The organism is Methylobacterium sp. P5_C11, assembly GCF_054049775.1.
Window position 1 is genome coordinate 12,964 of sequence record NZ_JBFULS010000044.1, and the last position, 24,848, is coordinate 37,811.

At 71.2% G+C, this 24,848-nt stretch carries 21 protein-coding genes and 1 pseudogene; 10 read left to right on the forward strand and 12 right to left on the reverse strand.

What is annotated here, in order from left to right; all coding sequences use genetic code 11:
• The first annotated feature begins 34 nt into the window (after positions 1 to 34).
• The 8 genes from ACXJKQ_RS20125 (at position 35) to ACXJKQ_RS20160 (ending at position 8,238) form a co-directional block, all read left to right on the forward strand.
• Positions 35 to 1,189, forward strand: coding sequence for a substrate-binding protein (locus ACXJKQ_RS20125; RefSeq protein ID WP_457107493.1), 1,155 nt, complete (start codon positions 35 to 37; stop codon positions 1,187 to 1,189).
• A 357-nt stretch (positions 1,190 to 1,546) separates the two neighbouring features.
• The gene (locus ACXJKQ_RS20130) at positions 1,547 to 2,380 is read left to right on the forward strand and encodes a branched-chain amino acid ABC transporter permease (RefSeq protein ID WP_457107494.1); all 834 of its coding nucleotides are present in this window, start codon (positions 1,547 to 1,549) and stop codon (positions 2,378 to 2,380) included.
• A gap of 49 nt (positions 2,381 to 2,429) precedes the next feature.
• Complete coding sequence (locus ACXJKQ_RS20135; protein WP_457107525.1) at positions 2,430 to 4,178, forward strand: branched-chain amino acid ABC transporter ATP-binding protein/permease; 1,749 nt, start codon at positions 2,430 to 2,432, stop codon at positions 4,176 to 4,178.
• Complete coding sequence (locus ACXJKQ_RS20140; protein WP_457107495.1) at positions 4,171 to 4,902, forward strand: ABC transporter ATP-binding protein; 732 nt, start codon at positions 4,171 to 4,173, stop codon at positions 4,900 to 4,902. The genes ACXJKQ_RS20135 and ACXJKQ_RS20140 overlap by 8 nt, the downstream gene beginning before the upstream one ends.
• A 155-nt stretch (positions 4,903 to 5,057) precedes the next feature.
• A complete protein-coding gene (locus ACXJKQ_RS20145; protein ID WP_457107496.1) occupies positions 5,058 to 5,987 on the forward strand; it encodes a DUF1028 domain-containing protein in 930 nt (309 codons plus the stop codon).
• Positions 5,968 to 7,380 carry an amidase gene (locus tag ACXJKQ_RS20150; RefSeq protein WP_457107497.1) on the forward strand — a complete coding sequence of 471 codons (1,413 nt, stop codon included), beginning with the start codon at positions 5,968 to 5,970 and terminating at the stop codon, positions 7,378 to 7,380. The genes ACXJKQ_RS20145 and ACXJKQ_RS20150 overlap by 20 nt, the downstream gene beginning before the upstream one ends.
• A gap of 166 nt (positions 7,381 to 7,546) precedes the next feature.
• Positions 7,547 to 7,777, forward strand: coding sequence for a hypothetical protein (locus ACXJKQ_RS20155; protein ID WP_457107498.1), 231 nt, complete (start codon positions 7,547 to 7,549; stop codon positions 7,775 to 7,777).
• Positions 7,778 to 7,821: 44 nt separating this feature from the next.
• Positions 7,822 to 8,238: a DUF1236 domain-containing protein gene (locus ACXJKQ_RS20160; protein WP_457107499.1), complete on the forward strand. Its 417-nt coding sequence runs from the start codon at positions 7,822 to 7,824 to the stop codon at positions 8,236 to 8,238.
• Between the two features lie 285 nt (positions 8,239 to 8,523).
• On the opposite strand, the gene ACXJKQ_RS20165 is transcribed toward ACXJKQ_RS20160, so the two are convergent.
• The 10 genes and pseudogenes from ACXJKQ_RS20165 to ACXJKQ_RS20210 all read right to left on the reverse strand — a co-directional run bounded on the left by ACXJKQ_RS20165 (position 8,524) and on the right by ACXJKQ_RS20210 (position 20,426).
• Positions 8,524 to 10,956, reverse strand: coding sequence for a CheR family methyltransferase (locus ACXJKQ_RS20165; protein WP_457107526.1), 2,433 nt, complete (start codon positions 10,954 to 10,956; stop codon positions 8,524 to 8,526).
• Positions 10,886 to 11,860, reverse strand: a pseudogene (locus ACXJKQ_RS20170) (chemotaxis protein CheB); the annotation flags it as partial. The gene ACXJKQ_RS20165 and the pseudogene ACXJKQ_RS20170, both read right to left, overlap by 71 nt.
• Before the next feature lie 124 nt (positions 11,861 to 11,984).
• Positions 11,985 to 12,545, reverse strand: coding sequence for a PAS domain-containing protein (locus ACXJKQ_RS20175; protein ID WP_457107500.1), 561 nt, complete (start codon positions 12,543 to 12,545; stop codon positions 11,985 to 11,987).
• 133 nt (positions 12,546 to 12,678) lie between these two features.
• Positions 12,679 to 15,582, reverse strand: a complete 2,904-nt coding sequence (locus ACXJKQ_RS20180; protein WP_457107501.1) for a PAS domain S-box protein — start codon at positions 15,580 to 15,582, stop codon at positions 12,679 to 12,681.
• 290 nt (positions 15,583 to 15,872) lie between these two features.
• The gene (locus ACXJKQ_RS20185; protein ID WP_457107502.1) at positions 15,873 to 16,976 is read right to left on the reverse strand and encodes a TAXI family TRAP transporter solute-binding subunit; all 1,104 of its coding nucleotides are present in this window, start codon (positions 16,974 to 16,976) and stop codon (positions 15,873 to 15,875) included.
• Positions 16,977 to 17,004: 28 nt separating this feature from the next.
• Positions 17,005 to 18,033, reverse strand: a complete 1,029-nt coding sequence (locus ACXJKQ_RS20190) for a hypothetical protein (protein WP_457107503.1) — start codon at positions 18,031 to 18,033, stop codon at positions 17,005 to 17,007.
• Positions 18,034 to 18,156: 123 nt separating this feature from the next.
• Positions 18,157 to 18,384 carry a hypothetical protein gene (locus ACXJKQ_RS20195; protein WP_457107504.1) on the reverse strand — a complete coding sequence of 76 codons (228 nt, stop codon included), beginning with the start codon at positions 18,382 to 18,384 and terminating at the stop codon, positions 18,157 to 18,159.
• Between the two features lie 58 nt (positions 18,385 to 18,442).
• A complete protein-coding gene (locus ACXJKQ_RS20200) occupies positions 18,443 to 18,616 on the reverse strand; it encodes a hypothetical protein (RefSeq protein ID WP_457107505.1) in 174 nt (57 codons plus the stop codon).
• A gap of 197 nt (positions 18,617 to 18,813) precedes the next feature.
• Positions 18,814 to 19,218, reverse strand: a complete 405-nt coding sequence (locus ACXJKQ_RS20205; RefSeq protein ID WP_457107506.1) for a hypothetical protein — start codon at positions 19,216 to 19,218, stop codon at positions 18,814 to 18,816.
• 107 nt (positions 19,219 to 19,325) lie between these two features.
• The gene (locus ACXJKQ_RS20210; protein WP_457107507.1) at positions 19,326 to 20,426 is read right to left on the reverse strand and encodes an SMP-30/gluconolactonase/LRE family protein; all 1,101 of its coding nucleotides are present in this window, start codon (positions 20,424 to 20,426) and stop codon (positions 19,326 to 19,328) included.
• Between the two features lie 235 nt (positions 20,427 to 20,661).
• On the opposite strand from ACXJKQ_RS20210, the gene ACXJKQ_RS20215 reads away from it, so the two are divergent.
• Together ACXJKQ_RS20215 and ACXJKQ_RS20220 are read left to right on the forward strand one after the other, a co-directional pair.
• The gene (locus ACXJKQ_RS20215) at positions 20,662 to 20,907 is read left to right on the forward strand and encodes a DUF6894 family protein (RefSeq protein ID WP_457107508.1); all 246 of its coding nucleotides are present in this window, start codon (positions 20,662 to 20,664) and stop codon (positions 20,905 to 20,907) included.
• A 179-nt stretch (positions 20,908 to 21,086) separates the two neighbouring features.
• Complete coding sequence (locus tag ACXJKQ_RS20220; protein ID WP_457107509.1) at positions 21,087 to 21,707, forward strand: glutathione S-transferase family protein; 621 nt, start codon at positions 21,087 to 21,089, stop codon at positions 21,705 to 21,707.
• A gap of 40 nt (positions 21,708 to 21,747) precedes the next feature.
• Here ACXJKQ_RS20220 and ACXJKQ_RS20225 read toward each other — a convergent pair whose 3' ends face one another.
• Both ACXJKQ_RS20225 and ACXJKQ_RS20230 read right to left on the reverse strand, forming a co-directional pair.
• The gene (locus tag ACXJKQ_RS20225) at positions 21,748 to 23,697 is read right to left on the reverse strand and encodes a putative bifunctional diguanylate cyclase/phosphodiesterase (protein WP_457107510.1); all 1,950 of its coding nucleotides are present in this window, start codon (positions 23,695 to 23,697) and stop codon (positions 21,748 to 21,750) included.
• A gap of 333 nt (positions 23,698 to 24,030) precedes the next feature.
• Entirely contained in the window at positions 24,031 to 24,732 is a 702-nt protein-coding gene (locus ACXJKQ_RS20230; protein WP_457107511.1) for a TetR/AcrR family transcriptional regulator, read from the reverse strand.
• Positions 24,733 to 24,848 lie beyond the last annotated feature (116 nt).

Here is a 24,848-nt window from a genome sequence, read left to right on the forward strand (position 1 = left end):
GTATCCGCCCCCGTCCGTCCCAAGGAGCTCGTTCATGGTGAAATGGTCCCTCGTCGGCGCCACGGCGCTCGCCCTCGCCGCCACGGCCGCGCAGGCCGCCGATTCCAAGCCGATCGTCATCGGCATCCCGATCGGCCTGTCGGGTGCCAACAGCGTCGTGGCGCCCTCGGTGGTGCAGTCGGCCGAACTCGCTGTCGAGGAGATCAACGCCAAGGGCGGCGTCCTCGGTCGTAAGCTCGCCCTGGAAGTGGCCGACGACGCCTCCGGGGCGGCCGGCGCCCAGAAGGCCTTCGACAGCCTGATCTACCAGAAGAAGGTCGACGTCCTGATCTCGATGGAGACGAGCGCGGCCCGCAACGCCGGACTGCCCGCCGTCACCAAGGGCAAGGTGCCGTACATCTACACCTCGTTCTACGAGGGCCATTCCTGCAACAAGAACATGTTCGTGGACGCCTGGGTGCCGGAGCAGCAGGTTCCGCCGGTGGTGGACGCCTTCAAGGCGAAGGGCGCCAAGACCTACTTCCTGATCGGCAGCGACTACGCCTTCGGTCGCGGCATGCTGGGCTTCGCCAAGAGCTACGTCGAGAAGACCGGCGGCAAGGTTCTGGGCGAGGAATACCTGCCGATGGACGGGAGCGACTGGACGGCGATCATCTCCAAGCTGAAGGAGGCCAAGCCCGACGCGCTGATCACCTCGACCGCGGGCGGCGCGCCGAACGTGACGCTGACCAAGCAGCTGCGCGGCGCGGGTGTGACGCTGCCCTTCGCCAACCTCGCCCTGGACGAGGGGACGGCCAAGAGCATGGGCGCGGACGCCGAGGGCGTCTACCTCTCGGCTTCCTACGTCACCGGGATCGACAGCGCGGAGAACAAGGCCTTCCTGGCGGCGATGCAGAAGAAGTTCGGCGCGGAGCTGCGCACCCCGAACGACCTCTCGGTGCCGGAATACGAGGCGATCTACCTCTACAAGGCCGCCGTCGAGAAGGCGGGCGGGACCGAGACCGCCAAGGTGCTGGAGGCGCTGCCGACCGTGAGCTTCACGGGGCCGCGGGGCACGATCACCATGAGCAAGCAGCACCACGCGCCGCTGACCATGTATCTCGGCCAGATCCAGAAGGACGGCACCGTGAAGGTCGCCGGGAGCTTCAAGGACGTCGATCCCGGCGCGCAGTGCCCGAAGCTGCAATGAGGGGCGGGGCACGAGGCCTTGCCCTCCCGGGTGACGATATCCACCCGTCTCGCGCCGACGTCGATCACGGAGCGCCACGTGCCCCCTCTCCCGTGCGGGAGAGGGTTGGGGTGAGGGATTAGACGCTCCTGGATCGAGCGCGCCGTCGTCGCGCTGTCTTGGACGAGACTTCTCCGGAGAGGTCACACCCCTCACCCAGTCCCTCTCCCGCACGGGAGAGGGGACCCGCGCCCGGTCCGGAAGCCGCGGTGCCGCGGTCGATACGTGACTCGGCAAGCCCGCAGAGGGGGAGGGGACCGTCGTCACCCGCCACATGCCTCCCTCAGCCCGCGACGACACGCGCACACGGAATCCCCGATGCTGCTCACCCTCGATATCCTGACCACGGCGGCGATCCTGTTCATCGTCGCGATCGGCCTCCTGGCGATCTTCGGCGTGCTCAAGATCATCAACTTCGCCCACGGGGCGTGGCTGACGGTCGGCGCCTACTGCGCGGTGGTGACCGCCAGGCTCGGGCTCAATCCGTGGCTGGCCCTGCCGCTGGCCTTCGCGGTCGGCGCGGCGTTGGGCGGCCTCGCCGAGCACTTCATCATCCGCCCGCTCTACCGGCGGCCGCTGGACGCGATCCTCGCCACCTGGGGGCTCGGCATCGTGATCGGGCAGCTCATCACCCTGGCCTTCGGCCGGGACGTCCAGCTCACCCCGAACCTCTACGCCGGCACCGTCGAGATCCTCGGCGTCGACTACTCCGCCTACCGGCTCGTCGCGCTCGGCATCGCCCTGGCGATCGGCACGCTGTTCGCGCTGACCATCGAGCGGACCCGGCTCGGCCTCTCGGCTCGGGCGGTGATCATGAACGAGACCCTGGCGCGCAGCCTCGGCATCGACACGGGCCGCGTGCGCCTCGTCGTGTTCATGCTCGGCGCCGGCTTCGCGGGCCTCGCCGGCGTCCTGCTGACGCCGCTCACCAGCGTCGACCCGAACATGGGCGTCTCCTGGCTGATCGGCGCCTTCATGCTGGTGATGGTCGCCGACGCCTCGTACCTGGCGCTCGCGGCGGCCTGCCTCGTCTTCGGGGCCGCGCAGGTCCTGATCAGCACCTTCGTGAGCCCGATCCTGGGCAGCATCGCCGTCGCGGTGCTGGCCGCCCTCGTGCTGCGGATCAGCCCGAAAGGTTTCTCCCGTGCTTGAGACCCTGCCCGTCGCCGAGCGCGCCGCCGCGGCGCCCCGCGGACGCCGCATGTCCCGCGCCGCGCCCTTCGTGGTCGCGGCCCTGGCGGCGCTGGCCCTCTGGATCGCGCCGCTGTTCCTCGACACCTTCGCGGTCAACGTCCTGACCCGCTCGATGATCTACGCGGTGCTGGCCGTCACGGTGGACCTGCTCTGGGGCTTCGCGGGGATCCTGACCTTCGGGCAGGCGGCGTTCTTCGGCGTCGGCGCCTACGCCACCGCGATGATCCTCGCCGCCTACGGGGCGACGCCGCTGGGGATCGCCGCGGCGGTCGCGGCGTCGCTCGTCGTGCCGGCGCTCCTCGGCCTCGCGGTCGGCTGGCTGTCCTTCTACCACCGCTCGACACCGCTCTACGCCTCGGTGATCTCGCTGGTCGTCCCGATCGTCGTGGTGCAGCTCATCTACTCGGGCGGGGAATGGACCGGCTCCAGCAGCGGCCTCGTCGGCTTCGACGTGCTGCCCTTCGAGATCGAGGGCTATTTCCGCCTCGCGGCGCTGTTCCTGATCGCCGTCACGCTGGCGGCCTGGATCCTGGTCCGGGCCGATGCCGGCCGTGCCCTCGTGGCGCTCCGGGACAACGAGGCGCGCTGCGCCTATCTCGGCCTCAACCCGCGGCGCCTGCAGATCCGGCTGACCGCCGCGCTCGCCGGGATCGCGGGGCTCGCCGGCTTCCTGTTCGCCAACGCCTCGGGGGTGGTCGCGCCCGAGAATGCCGGCTTCCTGTTCGGCACCGAGCTGGTCATCTGGGTGGCGCTCGGCGGCCGCGGCACGCTGCTCGGCCCGGTGCTCGGCACCATCGCGATCGACTACCTCGCGGCGAACCTCTCGGGCGACCTGCCGTTCCTCTGGCAGCTCCTCCTGGGGACGGCCTTCGTGGCCATCATCATCCTGCTGCCGGGCGGCCTCGCCGACCTCGTCGGCCGCCTGTGGCGGGCGCTGCCGGTGGGCCGGCGGGAGGCCGCGCCGCCGCGCCTCGTCGCGCGGGCGGCCGGCACGGAGCCGGCCGGGACCGGACTCCCGATCCTCAAGGTCGAGAACCTCGCCAAGGCCTACGGCGCCCTGACGGTGCTGGAGGGCATCGACCTGGAGATCCGCGCAGGCGAGTTCGTCAGCCTCGTCGGCCCCAACGGCGCCGGCAAGACCACCCTGATGCGCTGCCTCAGCGACGGCACCGAGCCGTTCAGGGGCGCCATCGCGGTCGGCGGTACGCCGATCACCGGGCTGACGCCGAACCGGATCGTCGGCCTCGGCGTCGGGCGCAAGTTCCAGGTGGCGAGCGTGTTCGAGAGCCTGTCGGTGGCCGACTGCCTGCGGCTCGCCCGGGCGTCCCGCGACGGCCTGAGCCCGGTCGGGCAGGCGGAGACGCTGGGCCTGCCGCAGCCGGCCCTCGACGTCCTGCGCATGACCGGCCTCGACCACCTGCTGACCCGGCCGACGCGCCTCCTGTCGCACGGCCAGAAGCAGGCGCTGGAGCTCGCCATGGTGGTGGCCCTGGAGCCGCGGCTGATCCTGCTCGACGAGCCCACCGCCGGCCTGACCAAGGCCGAGCGCACCACCATCGGGACCGTCCTCAAGGCGCTCACCGCCGAGGGCCGGATCGCCGCCGTGCTGGTCGAGCACGACCTCGACTTCGTGCGCGAGATCTCGTCCCGGATCGTGGTGCTGCACCAGGGCCGGCTCGTCCTCGACGGCACCGTCGACGCGGTCGTCGGCTCGGAACTGGTCCGGACCATCTACTCGGGAGGCGGCCATGGGTGAGGCAGCACGGCAGGGTGCACCGGCAGGTTCCGCCCTCGCCCTCGACAGGGTGTCGAGCGGCTACGGCGCCGTCGCCATAGTGAAGGACGTGTCCCTGTCGGTCGGGCCGGGGGAGATCGTGGCGCTGCTCGGCAAGAACGGCATGGGCAAGACCACCCTGCTCAAGACCGTCCTGGGGATGGTGGCCCTGCGCGGGGGCGCCGTCACGGTCGGCGGCCAGGCGCTGGCCGGCCTCACGCCGGCCAAGCTCAACGCGCTCGGCGTCGGCTACGCCCCGCAGGAGCAGCCCCTGTTCCAGGACCTGTCGATCCGCGACAACCTGCGCCTCGCGGTGCCCTCCGACCGGATGCTGCCCGAGGCGCTGGAGCGGCTGTTCGGCCATTTCCCGTTCCTGAAGGACCGACTGGCCCAGCGGGCCGGCACCCTGTCCGGGGGCGAGCAGAAGATGCTGATCCTCGGGCGCGCCCTGATGCTGCGCCCGCGCCTGCTCCTCATCGACGAGATCTCCGAGGGCGTGCAGCCCTCGATGGTCGAGCGCCTGCGCGGCGTGCTTCACGCCGAGCGGGCGGCGGGCGTGTCCATGCTGGTGGTGGAGCAGCACGTCGCCTTCGCGCTGGCGCTGGCCGACCGCTACGCCGTCCTCAAGCTCGGCGAGATCGTCGACAGCGGCCCGGCCCGGGCGCCGGAGGCGCAGGCGCGCGTCATCGACCACCTCGCGGTGTGAGGCGGTTTCGGTGCCGATCCCCACGCCGTCATCGCGAGCGCAGCGAAGCGACCCAGGGATGCGCCACGCTCCCAAACGGGGCGCTGCTGGATTGCTTCGCTGCGCTCGCAAAGACGGTGGTGGATCGGGCGCAGGGAGGAGGAGGCTGTAAGCGCATGATGGAACTCAACACCTTCTCGATCGCCGCCCGCTGCCCGCGGACCGGCCAGCTCGGCGTCGCGGTGGCGAGCGCCGTCCCGGCGGTGGGCGGGCTGTGCCCGTTCCTCAGGGCCGGGATCGGGGCCGTCACCACCCAGTCCTGGGTGAACCCCTACCTCGCCGCCCGCATCCTCGACGGGCTCGCCGGCGGGCACGATCCCGACGCGGCGCTGGCGGCGGCCCTCGCCACCGACGACCGGCCGGACCTGCGCCAGCTCGGCCTGGTCGACGGGCAGGGGCGGGCGGCCGCCTGGACCGGCGACGGCTGCACGGCGGCGGCCGGCCACCGCACCGGAGCGGGCTACGCCGTGCAGGGCAACATGCTCGCCGGGCCGGGTGTGGTCGACGCCATGGCGGCGGCCTTCGAGGACGCCGCAAGCGACCTCGACGAGCGGCTGATGCGCGCCCTGGAGGCCGGCGACGCGGCCGGCGGCGACCGGCGCGGCAAGCAGTCGGCGGCGCTCAAGATCGTCGCCGGCGAGGATTACCCGCTCCTTGACCTGCGGGTCGACGAGCACGCCGAGCCCGTCGCCGAGCTGCGCCGCGTGCTCGCGGTCGCCCGCCGGCAGCTCGTACCGTTTGTGGCTGGCATGCCCCGGAAGGATGGCCCGGCCGGCGCCCTGCCGGACGACGTCGTGGCGATGCTGCTCAAGCCCCCCGCCGAGCGGCCGGGCGCTGCTGGCGATGCAGCCCCCGACCTCCTGCGCGACGTCGTCGGACTGCGCCAGGAGCCCCAGCGGGTCGCGCACCTGCTGGCCCAGTTCGCGCCGGTGCTGGCCGAGATCGCGCAGCTCCGCGACCTCGACCTCGCGGACATCCATCCGCCGGTCGTCTTCGATCCGACCTTGCCGTACCGCCGGGTGCCCCATGACGACCGCCGCGACTGACGCCCTCTGGCAAGCGCCGATCACCGAGCTCGCCCGGCGGATCGCGGCGCGGGAGCTGTCGAGCGCCGAGCTCGTCGGCGCCAGCCTCGACCGGATCGCGCGCCTCGACGGCGCCCTGAACAGCTTCGTCCACCTCTCACCCGCGGCCCTCGATTCCGCGCGCGCCGCCGATGCCGAGATCGCCCGGACGGGTTCGCGCGGGCCGCTGCACGGCATCCCGATCGCCATCAAGGACAACTACACCACGGCCGACATGCCGACCCGGGCCGGCACGGCGGTGGAGGCCCTGACCTTCCCGGCGGCCGACAGCCACGCCGTGGCGAGACTGCGGTCGGCCGGCGCGGTGATCCTCGGCAAGCTGCGCATGCACGAATTCGCCTGGGGCATGGTCACGCCACCGACCCGCAATCCCTGGGACCTCGACCGGGTGCCGGGCGGCTCCAGCGGCGGCTCCGGCGCCGCGGTCGCGGCCCGCCTCTGCCCGGCCGCCCTCGGCTCGGACACGGGCGGCTCGACCCGGATCCCGGCCGCCCTGTGCGGGGTCGTCGGCCTCAAGCCGACCTACGGCCGGGTCGGCCGGTCGGGGATCGTGCCGCATTCCTGGTCCCTCGACCATGCCGGGCCGCTGACCCGCACGGTCGCCGATGCCGCCCTGATGTTGCAGGCCCTCGCCGGCCCGGATGCCGGCGATCCCGCGGCCAGCGCGGCGCCGGTGCCCGACTACACGGCCGGGCTTGACCGGCCGATCCGAGGCCTGCGGGTCGCGGTGATCCGCAACCACTTCTTCGACGCGGTCGACGACGACGTCGCCGCCGCAATCGAGGCGGCGCTCCGCTTCCTCGCCGACCGGGGCTGTACCCTCCGCGACGTCGCGGTGCCGTCCCTGCGCCACGGCCTCGGCGCCATCTACGCCATCGAACTCGCCTCCTCGACCGCCTATCACGACCGCAGCCTCGCCCGGGGCCACGTGGCGGGCTTCGCCGCCGACGTCCGCGACCTCGTGGAGATGGGCCGGTTCGTGACCGGGCCGGACTACCTGCGGGCCGAGCAGGTGCGGGCTCTGATCATGGACGAGATGGCCGCCATCCTGGCGGAGGCCGACGTGATCGTCGGCCCGGCCTCGCCGCTGACCGCGTGGCGGACGGACGAGACGGCGGTGTCACTCGGCGGGCGCGCGGAGAGCGTGCTGGCGGCCTCCTGGCGCCTGACCTACCCGTTCAACCTCACGGGCCTGCCCGCCATCGCGCTGCCCTGCGGCTTCGACCGGCGCGGCCTGCCAATCAGCCTCCAGATCGCCGGCCGGCCCTTCGCCGAAGCCGAGATCCTGCGCGTGGCTCACCAGTACGAGCGGGCGCACGATTGGTGGCGCCGGATGCCGCCCCTAGCCGGCTGACGCAGCGGGCCGGTCCTGCGCAGCTGAACCGGCCCATTGCGTTCGGTTGCACGCAACCAATACGGCCTCTCATCGCAAAAATGCGTGCGCTCTACAGAGCGATGCGTGTGGAACCCTTTTCCCGCGGTTGCCGTTGCTAGGTTCGATTGAAGTCAGGAGGCTACCAATGCGCAATATCATTCTCTCGGGTGCCCTGTTCGCAGCCCTGTGCGGCGCTGCGAGCGCCGAGGAGACCACCGTCGTGCGCCGCGACGGACCCGCCGTCGTCGACCACCACGATACCGTCGTCGAGAAGCGTGCGGTTACCACCGGCACCGTCGATTGCGGCTCCAAGACCGTCCACAAGGAGGACGGCATGGGCAACTCCAAGACCGTCCACAAGGAAGGCTGCAACTGAGCCTCCACGGCCCGCAGCGCTCTGACGACCTTGGAGACATCAGCATGACGAACAAGCTCCTTCTCTCGCTGGCGACGGCCGGCCTCTTCGCCCTTCCGCTGGCCGCTCAGGCGCAGGGTACCCTGCGGGGCGCAACCGAGGGCGCGGCGGTCGGCGCCGATGCGGCGGGCCCGGTGGGCGGCATCGTCGGCGGTGCGGTCGGCGCGGCCACCGGCACGGTGGGCGGCATCCTCGGGGTCGACGACCGTCCCCGGTTCCGCAGCTACGTCCGCGAGCGCGGCACGCGCTCCTACAGCTGGGGCGGCCCTGTCCGGGTCGGCACCGTGCTGCCCGAGGACAGCGTGACCTACTACGACGTGCCCACCGAGTACCGGGTGCGTCCGGGCTACCGCTACACCATCGTGAACGACCAGCCGGTGCTGGTCGATCGCGGCCACCGCATCGTCGAAGTCATCGACTGATCGGGCGGGCGCCGGGTTCCCGGCGCTCCGTCAGGCAGGACGGCCCGTCCGGCATCGCCGCGGCGGGCCGTCTCGCGTGTGCCGTGCGCTGCGCGGGAAGAATGGGCGAAGCGCGACGGCTCCCTCTCCCGAGCGGGAGAGGGGACCCGCGCCCGGTCCTGAAGCCGCGTTGCCGGCACGGATGGGTGGATCCGACGGCCCGCACGGGACAGGTGGCTCGGCCCCCCGGATCTGACGGACAGGCCGGCCGTGAGCGTGCAGCCGGTCGCGGCATGCGGATCGGCCTTACCCCCGCGTGAGCACCGACCCCGGCAGGTTCAGGGTGATCCGGTACGTCGAGGCGTCGTGGCTGCGCGTCACGGTCGCTTCGAGCTGCCGCAGGGACATCTCCACCAGCAACGTGCCGAAACCGCGGCCCGGTCGCGGCTCGGCCACGCGGGCCATGCGCTCGCACCACGTCAGCACCAGCCCGTCCTCCTGCCGCTCCCAGGTCACGGACAGCGATCCGTCGTCGGCGCCGAGCGAGCCGTACTTCACCGCGTTCGTGGCCCATTCGTGCAGGATCATGGCCAGCGACGACACGTGCCGCCAGTCGATGGCCACCAGGGGGCCCTCGATCACCGTGGGGACGTGGTCGCGGTACGGACGCAGGGTCGCGCCGATGAGACCCGCGAGATCGCTCATTCCCTGGCCGTCGATGGGATCGGCCAGGGAATGTGCCCGGCCCAGGGCCGAGATGCGGTCGCGCATGTCCGAGGCGAAGACGCCGATCTCCCGATGCGTGCGGGCGCCCGCCGAGATCATGCCGCCGATGATCGCGAACAGGTTCTTCACCCGGTGGTTCATCTCCCGCAGCATCAGATCGCGGGTCTCGGCCAGGGCGTATTCGGGCGAGACGTCGATGCAGACGCCGACGATCCGGGTCCGGTCGCCGCTCCGGGGCGGGCGCCCGTAGCTCCGGATGTGCCGGAGCGTGTGATCGGCAGCGCGGACGCGGATGCGCGCCTCGAACTCGTTCAGCCCATGCGCGACCTCGGCGAGCGCCGCCTCCAGGGCAGGGCGATCCTCGGGCACCACGCCGGCCGCCAGGGCCGCGGTGGCGTGCGGCGTGTCGGGGGCGAGCCCGAACATCGTGCCGGCCGTGCTGTCGACCACGATGGTCCCGGCCGTGGGGTTGTACTCCCAGACCCCGATGCCCCCCGCCTTGACGGCGAGCCCCAGCCGCTCCCGCTCCGCAGCGAGCTGTCGCTCCAGCCGCAGCGCCTCGGTGATGTCGGTCAGCACGAGGGTGGCGCCATCGACGCTGCCGTTCTGCAAGCGGTAGGGCAGCACCCGCAGGGATAGGGTCCGGTCCCCGTCCCGGGTGGCGACGCGCCGCTGGATCACGCTGCCGCCGGCGCAGATCTCCTGGGCGTCGTGGAGGTATTCGTCGCCGGCCAGCTGGCTGGCGACGTCGGCGAGGGGGCGCCCGCGATCCCCCGGCTTCAGCGGGAAGATCGCCGTGGCCGCCGCGGTGAAGCTGCGCACCTTCAGCGCCCGGTCCAGCACCACGACGGCGAGATCGGTGGATTCGAAGAAGTTGCGCAGATCGGCATTGGCGACGGTGAGCTGCTCGATCTTGGACTTCAACTCATCGTTGACCGTGGACAGCTCCTCGTTGGTCGACTGGAGCTCCTCGTTCATCGACATCATTTCTTCGTTAGAACTCTTCAGTTCCTCGTTCGTCGTCTCCAATTCCTCGACGGTGGAGCGAAGCTTGTAGCGCGTGCGCAGCAGCTCCTCCTCCAGCGCCTCGACGGGGTCGCCGCTCGCGTCCAGCTCGACGAGGTCGAGGTCGCCCGCCGGCTGGAATGCGCCGGTGTCGCGCAGGACGAGAAGCATCGAGCCGTCCGGCAGGGGGTCGCAGATGAGTTCGACCCGCTGCACGCCGTATTCCGAGCGGATCTCCACGTCGCGGACGACCACGCGCTGGCGCGCGTCCCGGGTCTGGCGCAGCAGCGGGCCGAGCACGTCGCGCAGGCCCGGGCGGGCCAGGGTGATCGCGCTGCTGCCCCCGGTCCGCGTGACCGGGAAATCGAAGTAGCGGCTCAGGCGCCCGTAGGCGGCGATGATCCCGCCGTCCTCGTTGAGCACCATGCTGGGCGGGGCGTAGCGGTCCATGACACGGCGCACCGCGACGGTCTCGTCGGCGATCGACGGCTGGCCCCGGCGCTCCTCGCGGCTGTCACGCCGTGCCTCGCCGCGCCGGGCGCTCCCGGGCAGGTCGATCGGGTAGTGCGGCGCGCCCGGCGGCCGCTCGAACAGGCGGGCCTGCTGGTCGATGACCGGGAAGAGGTGCTCGAACCGGCTGACGCTCTCCGAGGGGCCGAGGAACAGGTACCCGCCCGGGCGGACCGCGTAGTGGAACAGCGGCACCACCGATTGCTGGAGGCGCTCGTCGAAGTAGATGAGCAGGTTCCGGCAGGACAGGAGATCGACCCGCGAGAACGGCGGATCCTTGACCAGGCTGTGGCTGGAGAAGCGGATCAGGTCGCGGATCGGGGCCGCGATGGTGAAGCGCTCCGCGTGGGGGACGAGGTAGCGCTCCCCGCAGATGGGCCGGGATGTCGGCCAGCGCGGCGGCCGGGTAGGTCGCCTCCCGGGCGATCTGCAGCATGCGCTCGTCGATGTCGGTGGCGAAGATCTGGACCGCGAGGGGCAGGCCGAGGCGGTGGGCAGCGTCGGCGAACAGCATGGCGACGCTGTAGGCCTCCTCGCCGCTGGAGCAGCCCGGGATCCAGACCCGGATGTCCTCGTCGGGATTGCGGGTGCGGAGCAGGGGCTCGACGGCCCGCTCGCGGAGGACCTCGAACAGCTCAGCGTCGCGGAAGAAGCGGGTGACGTTGATGAGCAGGTCGCGGAACAGCGCCTCGCACTCGGCCTTGTCGGCCCGGACGCGGCCGAGATAGGCCCGGCCGGATTCGAGCCCGAGGACGTGCATGCGCCGCTCGACCCGCCGGACCAGGGTGGTCCGCTTGTAGCCGGAAAAGTCGTGGCCGACCGCCGCGCGGATCACCCGGCAGAGGTCTTCGACATTGTCGGCGACCAAGCCGGCCTCTTCGTTCCCGGGGTCGCTGCCGCGGCGGCGGAAGAACGCCGTGAGGCAGTCCACGATCTCCCCTGGCGGCTGCACGAAATCGACGAGGCCGGTCCCGACGGCGGAGAGCGGCATGCCGTCGTAGCGCGCCGTGTCCGGCTGCTGCGCCACGCAGACGCCGCCGTGCTCCTTGATGGCCCGCAGGCCCGTCGTCCCGTCGGCGCCCGTCCCCGAGAGGATCACGCAGGCGGCGTTGACCTGCTGGTCGACGGCGAGCGACAGGAAAAAATCGTCGATGGGCCGGCGCAGACCCCGGGGCTGCACGAACTGCGTGAGTTCGAGGACGCCGTTCTGGATCGCCAGGCCCCGCCCGGGCGGGATGATGTAGACCGTGTCGCCCGCGATCCGCTCGCCGCCCTCGCACTGGAGCACCGCCAGCCCGGTGTGCCGGTCGAGGAGCTGCGCCAGCATGCTCTCGTGGTTGGGGTCGAGGTGCTGGACGATGACGAAGGCCATGCCGGTGGGTGGCCGGGCGCGCGCCAGCATCTCGCGCAGGGCCTCGAGCCCGCCCGCCGATGCGCCGATGCCCACCACCGGACCCGCGAAGGGGGCGGCCGTCACCGGCCCGGCACCGTCCCGGATCTCGGCGGCGGCAGCGGCGCCGGCCGCGTCAAGGAAATCCTGGTGCGTCGAGATGCGCGAGCGTGAGCTTGGCCTGCGCGACGGTGGCGACCGTGTTGGCGATCGTCATCAGGGACCCCTCGATGACGAGCCCACTCTCCGCGAGCGTCGGGGTCAGACGAGACAGGGTCCGACCCAGTTCCGCATCGTAGGCGGAAAGCAATGCGGGTTGCGAGCGGCTGACGTCGAATTGCGATGCGAAAAGAAAGCGCACCTCGCCCGTCAGGGCCTTCAGTTTGGACATGTACAGCAGATTGACGAACGGCGTCCCGTCCTTGCGGAAGTTCACGATCGGCGTGCGCACCGTGTCCCGCCGCTCGCTCTCGAGGAAAGCGCGGATCTTGGCCCGCGCCTCCCGGTTGTCGGCGTCGCGCTGGAGGAGGCGGCAATTGCGTCCGATCACCTCGGCGCCCGCATACCCGGTGAGCCGGTGGAACCGCTCGTTCACCAGCAGCAGGTCGTGGTCGCCCGTCGCGGCGGCGAGCGCCAGGGCGATGTGCGAGCCCTCGAAGAAGGCCCTGAGTTCGGCCGGGATGGTCTGCGTGTCCACGGTCGCTTCCCCCGTCGGCCTCCGCGCGGCGACGCCCTGCGTGACGCCGCCGTCATGGTCGCCCCGGATCCGTATGGCAATCGCCTGGCCACCCGGCCCTGGTCGCCCGTCGCCTGCCGGCGGGACGCAGGCCTCAGCCCTCGTCGCCGATGATGCCGCGGATGCGCGTGGCCAGCGCCTCCAGGGCGAAGGGCTTGGTCATCACCTGCATGCCGGGGCCGAGATGACCGTGGTTGAGCGCGGCGTTCTCCGCGTAGCCGGTGATGAACAGCACCTTCAGGCCCGGGCGGTGCTCGCGACCCGCATCGGCCATCTGGCGGCCGTTCATGCCGCCGGGCAGGCCGACATCGGTGATGAGCATGTCGATGCGCACGTCCGACTGAAGCACCTTCAGGCCCGAGGCGGCGTCCGCGGCCTCGATGGCGGCGTAGCCGAGATCTTCGAGCACCTCGGTCACCAGCATCCGCACGGTGGGCTCGTCGTCCACCACCAGGACCGTCTCGCCCTGCTCGGCGCGGGGGGCGTGGGCAAGGTCGGGCAGACTCACCTCCGCCTCCGCCTCGCCGAGATGGCGGGGCAGGTAGAGGCATACCATCGTGCCCTGGCCGACTTCCGAATAGATCCGCACCTGCCCGCCGGACTGCTTGGCGAAGCCGTAGATCATCGAGAGCCCGAGTCCCGTGCCCTCGCCGATCGGCTTGGTGGTGAAGAACGGGTCGAAGGCCTTGGCGGCCACCTCGGGGGTCATGCCGGTGCCGTTGTCCGAGACGCAGAGCGTCACGTACTGCCCCGGCTCCAGCTCGCGGTCCTGCGCGGCCCTGTGGTCGAGCCAGCGGTTGGCCGTCTCGATGACGATGCGGCCGCCCTCCGGCATGGCGTCGCGGGCGTTGATGCACAGGTTGAGCAGGGCGTTCTCGAGCTGGCTCGGATCGACGAGCGTCGGCCACAGGCCGCCGGCCCCCACCGATTCGATCGCCACGGCGGGGCCGACCGTGCGGCGCACGAGGTCCATCATGCCCTCGACCAGGCGGTTCGCATCGGTCGGCTTCGGATCAAGGGTCTGCCGGCGCGAGAAGGCCAGCAGGCGGTGGGTCAGCGCGGCGGCGCGCCTGGCCGCCCCCTGGGCCGCACCGATGTAGCGGTCGAGGTCCCCGACCCGGCCCTGCAGCATCCGGGTCTGCATCAGCTCCAGCGAGCCGACGATGCCGGCCAGCATGTTGTTGAAGTCGTGGGCGAGGCCGCCCGTCAGCTGCCCGACGGCCTCCATCTTCTGAGACTGGCGCAGGGCCGCCTCGGTCCGCATCAGCTCGGCCGTCCGCGCGGCGACCCGCTGCTCCAGGGTCTCGTTGAGGCTGCGCAGCGCCGCGGTGACACGGTCCCGCTCCGCCTCGACGGCCCTGCGCTCGTCCACGTCGATCAGGACCCCGGGGAAGCTCAAGGGCGTGCCGTCCGGCGCCTGGTCGACGCGGCCGTTCGCCTCCAGCCAGTAATAGTTCCCGTCGGCGCGGCGGACCCGGTACTGGTGGGCGTAGGCGCCGCCCCTGTCGATCGCGGCCGTGATGGCCTCGGCCAGGCCCGCGCGATCGTCCGGATGAACGGTCTCCACCACCTGGGCGAGGCTCAGGCCGTCGCGCCCGAGGGCGGGATCGAGGCCGAAACTGCGGGCGAAGGCCTCGTCCACGGTGAAGCGGTCGCTCGGCAGGTCCCAGTGCCATGTGCCGATGATTGCGCCGGCCGCCAGGGCGAGCTGCACGCGCTGGACGTTGGTCCGGGCCAGGGCCTCGCTGGCGCGCAGCGCATCCTCCGCCTGCCGACGCGCCGTGATGTCCCGGAACAGCACGGAGACCTGGCGCCGGCTCGCCGGCTCGATCCGGGCCGCGGAGACGTCGATGAAGCGGTTCGCCTGGGCGAAGAAGCGCTCGAACCGTATCGGGATACCGGTGCGGAGCACGCCGCCATACAGCTCGAGCCAACCCGCCGCGTCCTCGGCCGGGACGAGGTCGCGCAGGGTCCGTCCGACGATATCCGGGATGCCGGTGTGGCGCTCGTAGCCCGGATTAGCCTCGATGTGGACGTAGTCGCTCAGCGGCCCGTAAGGCCCGTCGAAGAACTCGATGACGCAGAAGCCGTCGTCGATGGCGTCGAACAGCGTCCGGTAGCGCGCCTCGCCAGCACGCAGGGCGTCGCGGGCCTCTTTCTGCTCGGTGACGTCGCGTGCCACCCCGGAGAACCGCACCGGTCGCCCATGGGCGTCGCGCTCGACCTCGCCCTGCCGCGCGATCCAGCGGATCTCGCCGGTATCCGGCCGTCGGATCCGGTACGTGACATCGCGTGGGGGGACGCCGCGGCGGCGGCTCGCCGCCGTCGAGACCAGGGCTTGGTCCTCCGGGAGGATCAGCGCCTCGACGACCTCGGACGGGTAGGTCTCGCGCTCCGGCAGGCCGTAGAGCCGGCAGAATTGCGCGGTCGGGTGCAGGAGGCCGTCCTCGACCCCCACGGTAAACAGGCCGATCCCGCCCGCCTCCTGTGCCCGCAGCAGGCGCGCCTCGGCCGCCTGGAGCGCCAGCCCGGCCGCGTGCAGGTCCGAGCGGTCCCGGAGGATCTTCACGTACCCGACATGGGCACCGGCCCCGTCGCGCAGCGGCATCAGCGCGCCGGACAGGCGCAGGCGCGTCCCGTCGGCCCGCAGGTGCCAGTCCTCGTCCTCGACGCTGCCCTGATCCAGAGCCCTGCGCAGCGCAGCCTCCGGACGGCCCGCCGCCTGGTCCTCGGGGGTGAACAGCGCCGCAAAGGGCCGGCCGCCCATCGCCTGTGCCGTCCAGCCGAGGATGTGCTCGGCGCCGGCGTTCCACGCGGTGATGCGTCCGCCGCGGTCGGTGGTGATGGCGGCGAACCGGGCGCTGCCGTCGTGGACCGGCTGCGCGTGCCCGTCTCCGGCCGGGTCGCCGCCCGAGGCCACCCGCGCGCGGAGCCCGGCGGCTTCCGCCTCAAGCGCGCGGGCGCGCCGCAGGAGCACGTCGGTCCCGACCTCGTCCACGCTCAGGTCCCGGGTGTCGCGAACGGATCCGCCGCCTGTCGTGCGAGCGTGGCCGGGCCGGTCCGCGCGGGGCGGCTTCGGCTGGTCGCGATCGGGACGGCGGCGAGGGCGGGTGAATCGGACACGAGACTGGCGTTTCGACGGCGGCGGGGGAGGGCGCCTTCTGCCGGAAACGGACATGGGGCGCCAAGGGGGGCGCACCATAACGCGCGGAAACCGCTAAGGCTGCGTCGCGGGTGCGCAGGAGGCGAGTCCGGCCCCGATCGTGCCTGCCGCCGATCCGCCGCGGCCTAGCGGGCCTGCCGCCACTTCAGGTAGGCCTGATAGACCTCCTCCTTCCCCGCCGGGCGGTCGGGCTGCGCTTGGAGGAACCGGTCCAGATCCGGCCGGGCGGCGACCTCAGGCTCGCGATGGCGGTCGAGCCAGTCCTGGGCGGGCCGGAAGCGCGTCCAGCCGCTTACGGCCGCGGCGAGATTGACCTCGCGCCACTTCGGGTGCCGCTGCGGGGCCAGGAACTTGTCGAACTGGCCGAAGAACGCCTCGACGAAGCGGACGAGCTTCTCGTAGCGCGGGGATCCCTTCGCGCTGTTGTAGACGCCCAGCACGGTGCCGACCGCCAGGGTCTCGACCGCCTCGCCGCGCACCAGCTTCGGGTAGTCGGCCTGGCTGAGGCTGGCGGGGACGTAGGCCTCGCTGATCGTCTCCGGATAGGGCGCCGGGACGAGGTGGAAGCGATCCTCCGGATCGAAGCCCGCGATGACGGAGACCGGCTTGGCCGCCACCGAGACGACGGCCTGGATCTCGCCCTTGCGGAGCATCGCCAGCGCGGTCGGCTGGTCGACGTTGATCGCCTCCACGCCGATGCCGAGCCCCCGGAACATCGCCCGGCCGCTATAATCGGTGCCGCTGCCCCTGACGTCGAAGCTGACCCGCTTGCCGGCGAGATCGCCGACCGACTTGACCGCGTTCGGCGCCAGGATGTGCAGCTCGTCGTCGAACAGCTTGGCGATGAACTGGATGTGCCGCTCGATCGCCTTGAGACGCTTGTCCTGCCGCAGTTGCTCCAGCGTGTCGGTGCGGACGAACCCCATGTCGACGCCCTTGAGGAAGCGGATGTCGTAGGCGTTCTCCCCCGCGCCCTTGCCGAGGATCGGCAGGATCCGCAGCGCGTCGCCGTCATCCAGCACGAAGGCGAGATCGGCGCCGACGCGGAAATAGGTCCCGCCGGGGGTGCCCGTCACCACCGTGACCGTGCTGGCGTTCATCCGCTCGCCGAGGGCGGCCTCCGTCGCGGAATCGGGGTGCGCGACGGCCGCGTCGGTCGCCCGTGCGGCCGGCCCGGCGGCCAGCGTGGCGAGCCCGAGAAGGGCGACGTAACTGGCAAGCCTCGGCATCTGCGCGTCCCTCGATGATCGCCCGGGCTCAGTGCCCCTTCGCGGCGAGCCGCCGCTCCTCCGCCCGATCCTGGCCGGCGGCCTTCGCGTACAGGCTGCGGGCGCGATCCGGGTCCGGGCGCAGGCCGCGCACCTTCCAGGCGCGCAGCATCGCGGGGTCCCAGGTCTGCGCCAGCAGGAAGGTGGCGTTCGGCGCGCCGCGCGCCTGGGCGCGCTCCAGCAACAGCCGTGCGCCGCTGATGTCCCCCAGGCGGATCAGGCCCCTGGCGCGTTCCACCAGCGGGTCCGGAGCCGTCGCGCCCGCGCGTGCAAGCGCCTGCGCGGGGACCTGCGCGGGGACTTGCGCGGCGATGGCTGGCGATGCCGGGCGGTCGGCCTTCGCCGGGCTCGCGGGTGCAGTACCGGCGGCCGTCTCGCGCGCGACGACCTCGGCGGCCGGCGCGTCCTGCCCGGCCGCGACCGCAGCGGCGGGCATCCGCGGGGCCAGATTGGCTTCGTCGCTCGGGTCGGCGCGCCGTTCGTCCGGGCCGGGCTTCCCGCCGGCGGGGTCGGGTCTGTCCGGGGCGAATCTCACGGTGAGGCGGCTCGACGTCACGTCGAGGTGCCCGCCGCTCTCCGGCGTCCAGATCGCCGCCACGGCGATCGAGAAGCTGCCCGCGCGCGGGTCGCTCTGCATGATCCGGATCTTCGAGAGATCCCAGTCGCTGACATCGACGTCGGCGTGGTCGATCGATGCCGCGAAGATGTTGGTGGTATCGCTGATCGTCACGCCGTGGGGCAGACCCAGCAGCTTGATCGCCTCGATGGAGACGTTGGGCGCGCGGACGAGCGTGATCTCCAGCGGCAGGTCGGCACCCGGCGGTCCCGCGGCGTCGCGCGTGGCGATCAGGAGACCGGACGCCGTGGCCCGGGTCGGATCGGATTCGGTCGAGGCCGTCAGATCGGAGGCGGGGATGCCGTCGGCCGCCCGTGCGGGCGTGGCCGCCGTGATCGCGACGGACAGAGCGAGCGCCAGCATCGCCGCGCGTCCGGCGCTGTCTCGGCAAATATCGTCCATCGGATGCACTCCAATCCGGGCGCATTCTCGCTTAGATGCCGGCCACGATTACAGTAAAGTAAAATTTGCGTCAATAAATGCGGTCTATTGTCAGTCTTCACGCCGGCCGGGATCGGGGTCTGGTCAGCGCCGGGGAGTGCGCCCCCCGCCGTTGCCGCGCCCGTTCCCGGTGCCGAAATTCCCGTTGTCGTTCGTCTGATTCCCATTGCCGTTGTTCGAGCCGACATTGCCGTTGCCATTCCCGTCCCTCGCGCCGGCCGGCCCGGTGCCGACGATGCCGGGGGCCTCGGCGGCGGGCAGAGCGGTCATGCCGAGGGCGAGGGCCAAGAGGGCGACGAGGGCGTACCGCATGGGGAGGCTCCGTCGGGTGGGATCGGCGGCGCCGCGCGACCGTCCTGCCGGCGGCTGCCTAGCGGCGGAAAAGGGCGGGCAGAGAGGCGTTCCCGATGCCGTTGCGCGAGCCAAGGTTGCCATTGCCGTTTCCGGCCCCGGAATTGCCCAGCCCGTTGCCGAGGCCGGACTGCGCCTGCGCAGCCGTGGCCCCGAGGGCGAGCATGAGGCGGGCCGCACGATGCTCGGGCAACACCCCTCGGGCGATGAGCAGTACCGCCCACCCCGGATCGGCGCCATCGTTCGAGAGCTTGGCCGTTTGGTCAATATTCGAGGCGATCCGGAAGATTGCTTATCACTATAATACTTGACGATGACTCGTAAAATCTGGAGCGTGCGGCAAAAAATGGCGCTTCGCGACAGGCGGCGCCCGGATGCCCGGAGCGCGGCTCAGCGCGGCTCGGCGATCCGGCAGGTGGCGCCGCTCGCCCGGGGCCAGCCATAGTAGATCGTCTCGGCCTGCACGTCGGCGAGGCCCACGACCTCCGCCACGGAGGCCTGCTGCGTATCGAGCACCGTCCCGCCGGCGCCCGTGAAGGTGCACAGGACGGTCACGTTCGTGGCCAGGTCCGGGCCGGTGTTGCGCAGGTTGATCATCGCCCTCTGCGGCTCGTGGGAGTCCGGGGGCGTGTGGAGGCGGGTTTCCTGGAGGACGAGGGCGGCGTCGGCCCGTGCCGGCGCGGCCAACCCGGCGGTCAGGCCGGCCGCCAAGAGAGCACTTGGCAGGAGAGCACTTGGCAGGAGAGCGATTGGCAGAAGGGCGCCGACCCGCCCCGGCGATGGCATCCTGCGCATGGTCACGTCCTCCCGTCGTCGCGCGGGGGGCCAAGCCCCCGATTCGCCCAACTTGGAAACCCGGCCCCGGGTTCTCGAACCCGCGCATCGAGCGTCGCATACCGGGTTCAGTTGCGCAGCGGCTTGGCGTCGATCTGCATCCGGTAGATCGTCGTCGGAAACTTCACGGCCGAGGCCTCGCCGCCGTTCATCGCCGGCGTGCGGTTCATCTGCGCCGCCGGGATCCACAGGCCGCCCTGCTCGTCGATCCACATCGCGTCGACCCAGACCAGCCGGGGATCTTGCACCAGCGTGCTCATCGTGCCGTCCGGCGCGATCTTGAGGATCCGCAGCCCGTCCGTGTCGCTGGCGTAGATCGTTCCCGCGGCGTCGATCGCGGTGCCGCCCGTCGCCACGGTGGCCGCGTGGAGCCTCACGTGCGCGGCGCGCACGGCGTCGGGCACGGTCGGATCGTCGAGATACTGCGTCTCGATACTGTAGAGCGGTCCGGTGCAAGCCTGATAGTAGAAGGTCTTGCCGTCCGGCGAGACTTCCAGTTGATCGGCGTGGATGAAGAGCAGCTTGTCCTTGTCATCCCGGAGCACCCGGCCCTGGCCGGTGAGGGGGCGCTGCGCGATCGTCGACCAATGGCCGTCGAGCACCCGCCGCAGGCCGCCGGTCTCGAGGTCGAGGACGATCAGACCGGGCTGACCGGCGTCGGTCAGATAGGCATGGCGGCCGTTGAACCGGAAATCGTCGATGAAGCTCTTCTCGGTGGTGGCCGACTGGAGCGGGTAGACCTTGCGCACGACATTCGTGGCGAGATCGATCTGGACGAGCTTGGGGCCGCCGGGCAGGGGCGCGGCGCCCATGCCGGGCGCGCCCTTGTCGACCACCCAGAGATCCCCGTCCGGACCGATCCGGATGGCGTTGACCGCCACGAAGGCCCGGGCCGGGTCGTCGCCCTCCGTCCAGGCGTTCCAGGCCGCATCGGGAAACGGCACGGCCTTGCCGTCGCGCCACTCGCCGAGTTCGATCCCCCTGTTCCGGGTCTGGCGCTGGAACGGCGAGAATAGCCGGCCGTCCCGGGACCGGGTGATGCCGTTGAAGACGAGGCTGTCCGACTGGACCATCGGCGTGAGCGCGTCGGACCCGGCCGGCGCCTCGGCGGCGCAGCCGGGTGTGCCCAGACAGGCCGCCAGCAGGAGGGCAGGAAGCGTGGCGCGCATCGTGAGATCCCTGGCCGGGGGAATGGTCGTCTGCGCGGCTAAGCGCGCGGAGCACGCGGTGTTCCCTGCCGGCCCGATCGGCCGCACGTGGCCGGAACGACGGCCCGGCCTGGGGGAGACCGTATCTTGGAACCGGCACCCGCGATCCTTTGGCAGGGCTGGATCCCGGCAGGATTAGAACATATAATGAACAAACGGTGTTGACGGCCGGGAGGCCGCCGAAGAGGAGCGAGGGATGGCGCGGTATCGGTTCCACTGCACCAACGGTCTCGAATGCGTGTTCGACGCGCGCGGCACGGAGGTTCGCGCCACCGGCCGCCTGATCGATCGCGCCCGGACGGTCGCGACCGCCGTGCGGCAGTCGCTGGCGAACCAGACCGACTGGTCCGAATGGCGGGTGAGCGTGCACGACCTGTCCGGTCGGCGCGTCCTGGTCCAGCCGTTCGAGCCCCTACCGGGACGCACCAGCGCGGCGGCCTGACCGGCGCCGGCGATTCGCTTCTGGGCTTCGAAGCGGAACACCGGCCCGACCGCGCCCTGCCGGCCCGCGGGGTGAGCATCGACGGTCGCGATCGAGACCGCGCCGGACCTGTCGCTGGACCGGAATTGCCGCGGCGGGCGGCCCTCTCTACCGTTGCGCGGATCAAGCCGAGGCCCCCGATGATCGACCTCTACGCCTGGAACACGCCCAACGGCCGGAAGATCAGCGTGGCGCTGGAGGAGATGGCGCTGCCCTACCGGGTCAAGCCGGTGGACATCACCCAGGGGGCGCAGCACGCACCCGACTTCCTGGCGATCAGCCCGAACAACCGGATCCCCGCCCTGGTCGATCCCGACGGGCCGGACGGATCCCCGATCTCGGTGTTCGAGTCCGGGGCGATCCTGCTGTACCTTGCCGAGAAGTCCGGCCGGTTCCTGCCCGAGGACCGGCGGCAGCGCGTGGCCGCGCTGGAATGGCTGATGTGGCAGATGGGTGGCTTCGGACCCATGCCCGGTCAGGTCCATCACTTCCTGACCGTCGACGGGGCCGACCGCGCCTACGGACTCGCGCGCTACCTCAAGGAAACGCGGCGCCTCTACGGCGTGCTGGACCGCCGCCTCGCGCAGGTCGAATACGTGGCGGGACCGCTCTCGGTGGCGGATTTCGCCATCCTCGGCTGGGCGTGGCGCCACGAGCGCCATCAGGTCGACCTCGCCGATTACCCGCAGGTCCGGCGCTGGTACGACCGCCTGATGGCCCGGCCCGCCGTGAGGCGCGGCTTCGAGGTCGCCCTGAGCTGAGGTGGGGACGGGACGGACCGCCGAGCCCGGATCCGATCCCTTAGGCCCGCAGGCGCACCGCGCTGGTGTCGTGCCGGAGCCACGGGAGGAGTTCGTCGAGGGGCATCGGCCGGCCGATGTGATAGCCCTGGACGTAGCGGCAGCCATGCCGCCGCGCCACGTCGAGCTGGGCCTGGGTCTCGATCCCTTCGGCGATCCCGTCGAGGTTCAGGTTGCGGCACAGGTCGAGGATCGTGGAGACCAGGCTGCAGCCCCGGTCCGTGTCGATGTCGGCCATGAAGCTGCGGTCGATCTTGATCTTGTCCAGGGGCAGACGGTGGACGTAGCCCAGACTTGAGTAGCCCGTCCCGAAATCGTCGAGCGCGATCTGGATGCCGAGGCTGCGCAGCGTCGTGATGGCCGCCTTCGCGTGCTCGAAATCGCGCATCAGGGCGGTCTCGGTGAGTTCGAGCGTCAGGCGGCGCGGGTCGAGGCCGCTGCCACGCACCGCCGCCAGGATCGCCAGGACGGTCTCGGGCGAAGCGAGGTCGTGGGCGGAGAGGTTGAAGGACAGGCCGATCCCGGGCGGAAGCCGCGCGCAGTCGGCGAGGGCCTTGCGCAGGAGCAGCAGCGTCACCGTGTGGATCATGCCGCAACGCTCGGCCGCCGCGATGAACCGGTCCGGCGCGACCCGGCCCAGGGAGGGGCTCGTCCACCGCGCCAGACCTTCGACGAAGGCGATCCGGCCCGTCCCGGTGTCGAGGATCGGCTGATAATGCAGCGCCATCTCGGCGGCGAGATCGGCCGTCCGCAGACCCGTCTCCACCGCCTGCTCGGCGTGGATCGCGTCCTTGTGCTCCTGTGAGAACAGGGTCGTCGCGCCGCGCCGCTGCTCCTTCGAATGGTAGAGCGCGTAGTCGGCGCGGTCGAACAGGGCATCCGCGTCGTGCCCCGCCCGACAGGGCAGGGCAAGCCCGCCGGAGCATCCCGTGACGACCCGGATGTCGCCGATCCGGATCGGCTGCTGCAAGGCCGTGCAGATGCCGTCGCAGATGGTGAGCGCCGCCGCGGCCGGTCCGGGGGCGCGCAGCAGCACGCCGAACTCGTCGCCCCCCAGCCGGGCCACCACCACGTCGGCGCTCGCGAAGGCCGCGAGGCGCCGGCCCGCTTCCGCCAGGACACGATCGCCGACATTGTGCCCGTAGGTGTCGTTGATCGGTTTGAAGCTGTCGAGGTCGAAGATGGCCAGGGCGAAGGGCACGTCCGCATCCGACGGCGCCTGGATCGCCTCGTCGAGCTTCTGGAAGAAGTAGCGCCGGTTGGGCAGGCCGGTCAGGCTGTCGGTCTGGGCGAGGCGCGCGTTCTCCTCGGAGAGCCGGCTCGCCACCGCCTGGGACGCGACGAGGTCGACGAAGGCCCGATAGTTGGTGTTGAGGATCCGGACCATCACGGCCGTCACGAAGGCCGTGTTGGCGGCGATGGCCAGGAAGACGTTGTTCCCGCTCGTCACGCAGCAGAACAGGAACACGCTCATGACGATGCCGGTGACCAGGAAGGCCGCCACCGGCAGATGGGTCAGGCAGAAGATGCAGGCGATCACCGTGACGGCCACGAAGATGGCCACGTGGCCCTGCTCGTAGGGGCCGCCGAACGCGTTCAGGACCATCGCCCAGATCACGAAGGCGACCGAAAAGAAGACCGTGAGCGCCGTCGTCCGCCGCAGATGACGGGCGGCCTGCGCCTCGCTGAACGTCTCCGGGCGCAGCCGCACCCAGTGAACCGCGCGGATCAGGCACAACGCGATCACGGCCGCCGGGAGGCCGACCGTCAGGGACAAGGGCGCGAGGGCGTAGTGCGTCACGGCCAGGGCGCCGGCATTGACCGAGAGCAGCCCGTAGAGGGCGGGAACCTGCTTCTTCAGTTCCGCGAGCTGGCGGACGGCGGTCAGACCACGGCTCGACCCGGTGAGCGTCGCGATCAATATCGAAAGCGGGTGTGTCGGGCGGGTCATCGGATCTGCGTCTACACGATGCCGAAATTACTATTTTCTTTTCATTAAAGAGAGATTTATGGATTGATCACGTTGGGATGCTGGTCATCCGTGGCGCGGGCTCACAAGTTCGGCGCTCGCGTCGCGTGGGTCGGCAGACTCCCCACCCGCCGATCGGCGCGATCCTCATTCGAATGCATCGCGACGCGCCTGGACGGTCACCGGGATTGCCTGATTTCACAATCTGCGTGGTCGGTTCACTATCAGAATCGCCATTATAAGTATTGCTTCGGCGGAGCCGACTGAACGTGGCCTCGCCGGCTGGCGGCCGCAGGGTCCATCGCCCCTCCCGGCTCAGGCCGCCGCGATCGCCTTCTCGACAAAGGCGGTGACACCGTCGATGTAGCGCTGGATCGGGATGCCGCGCTTCCGATGCTTGGCCCGCTTCACGTACCAGTCCTGCAGGAGCGGCTTGATCAGCGCGGCGGTGAGATCGACGTCCGCGACCGTGAAGACGCCCGCCGCCACGCCGCGGGCGAGGACCTCGGCGAAGATGCGCTCGGTGGCGGCCTCGCTCGCCGTCGCCATCGTCCGGGCGGGGGCCGGGAACCCCTTCGCCTCCATGAAGGCGAAGACGAACCAGGGCTGCATCGCCTCGGTCAGGCGGATGTGGGTTGCGATCAGCCAGCGCAGATGCGCGGCCGGATCCGCCGCGAGCCCCGCCGGGGCCTGCCGCAGGGCGGCCTCGGCCGTCTCGGCCACCTCGGTGAGGATCATCACCAGCAGCGTGTTCTTGTTGTCGAAGTACGAGTAGAGGCCGCCCATGCTGAGGCCCGAGGCCTGGGCGAGGTCGCGCAGGCTCGTCTCGTGGAAGCCCTGTCGGCTCGACAGCGTCAGCACCGCCTCGATGATCCGGGCGAGGTTGGCAGTGGCGACGTGGTCCTTCCGGACGCTGATCCGGTCCCGGTGGCGCGCCAGGATCCGCACGCAGATCGCCTCGGTCGCGTAGGCCTCCTTCGCCGGAAGGGCGGCCGGGGGAGCGTCTGCGGGTCCCATCGATCCCTCGTCGCGCGGGCCTGCCGGATGAAGGCCGGGGACGGCCCCTGCGCCTGATCCCGTTGCCAGTATCTCGTTGCCAGGGCCGAATCCAAGCGATAAAAAGCGAGCGCTCG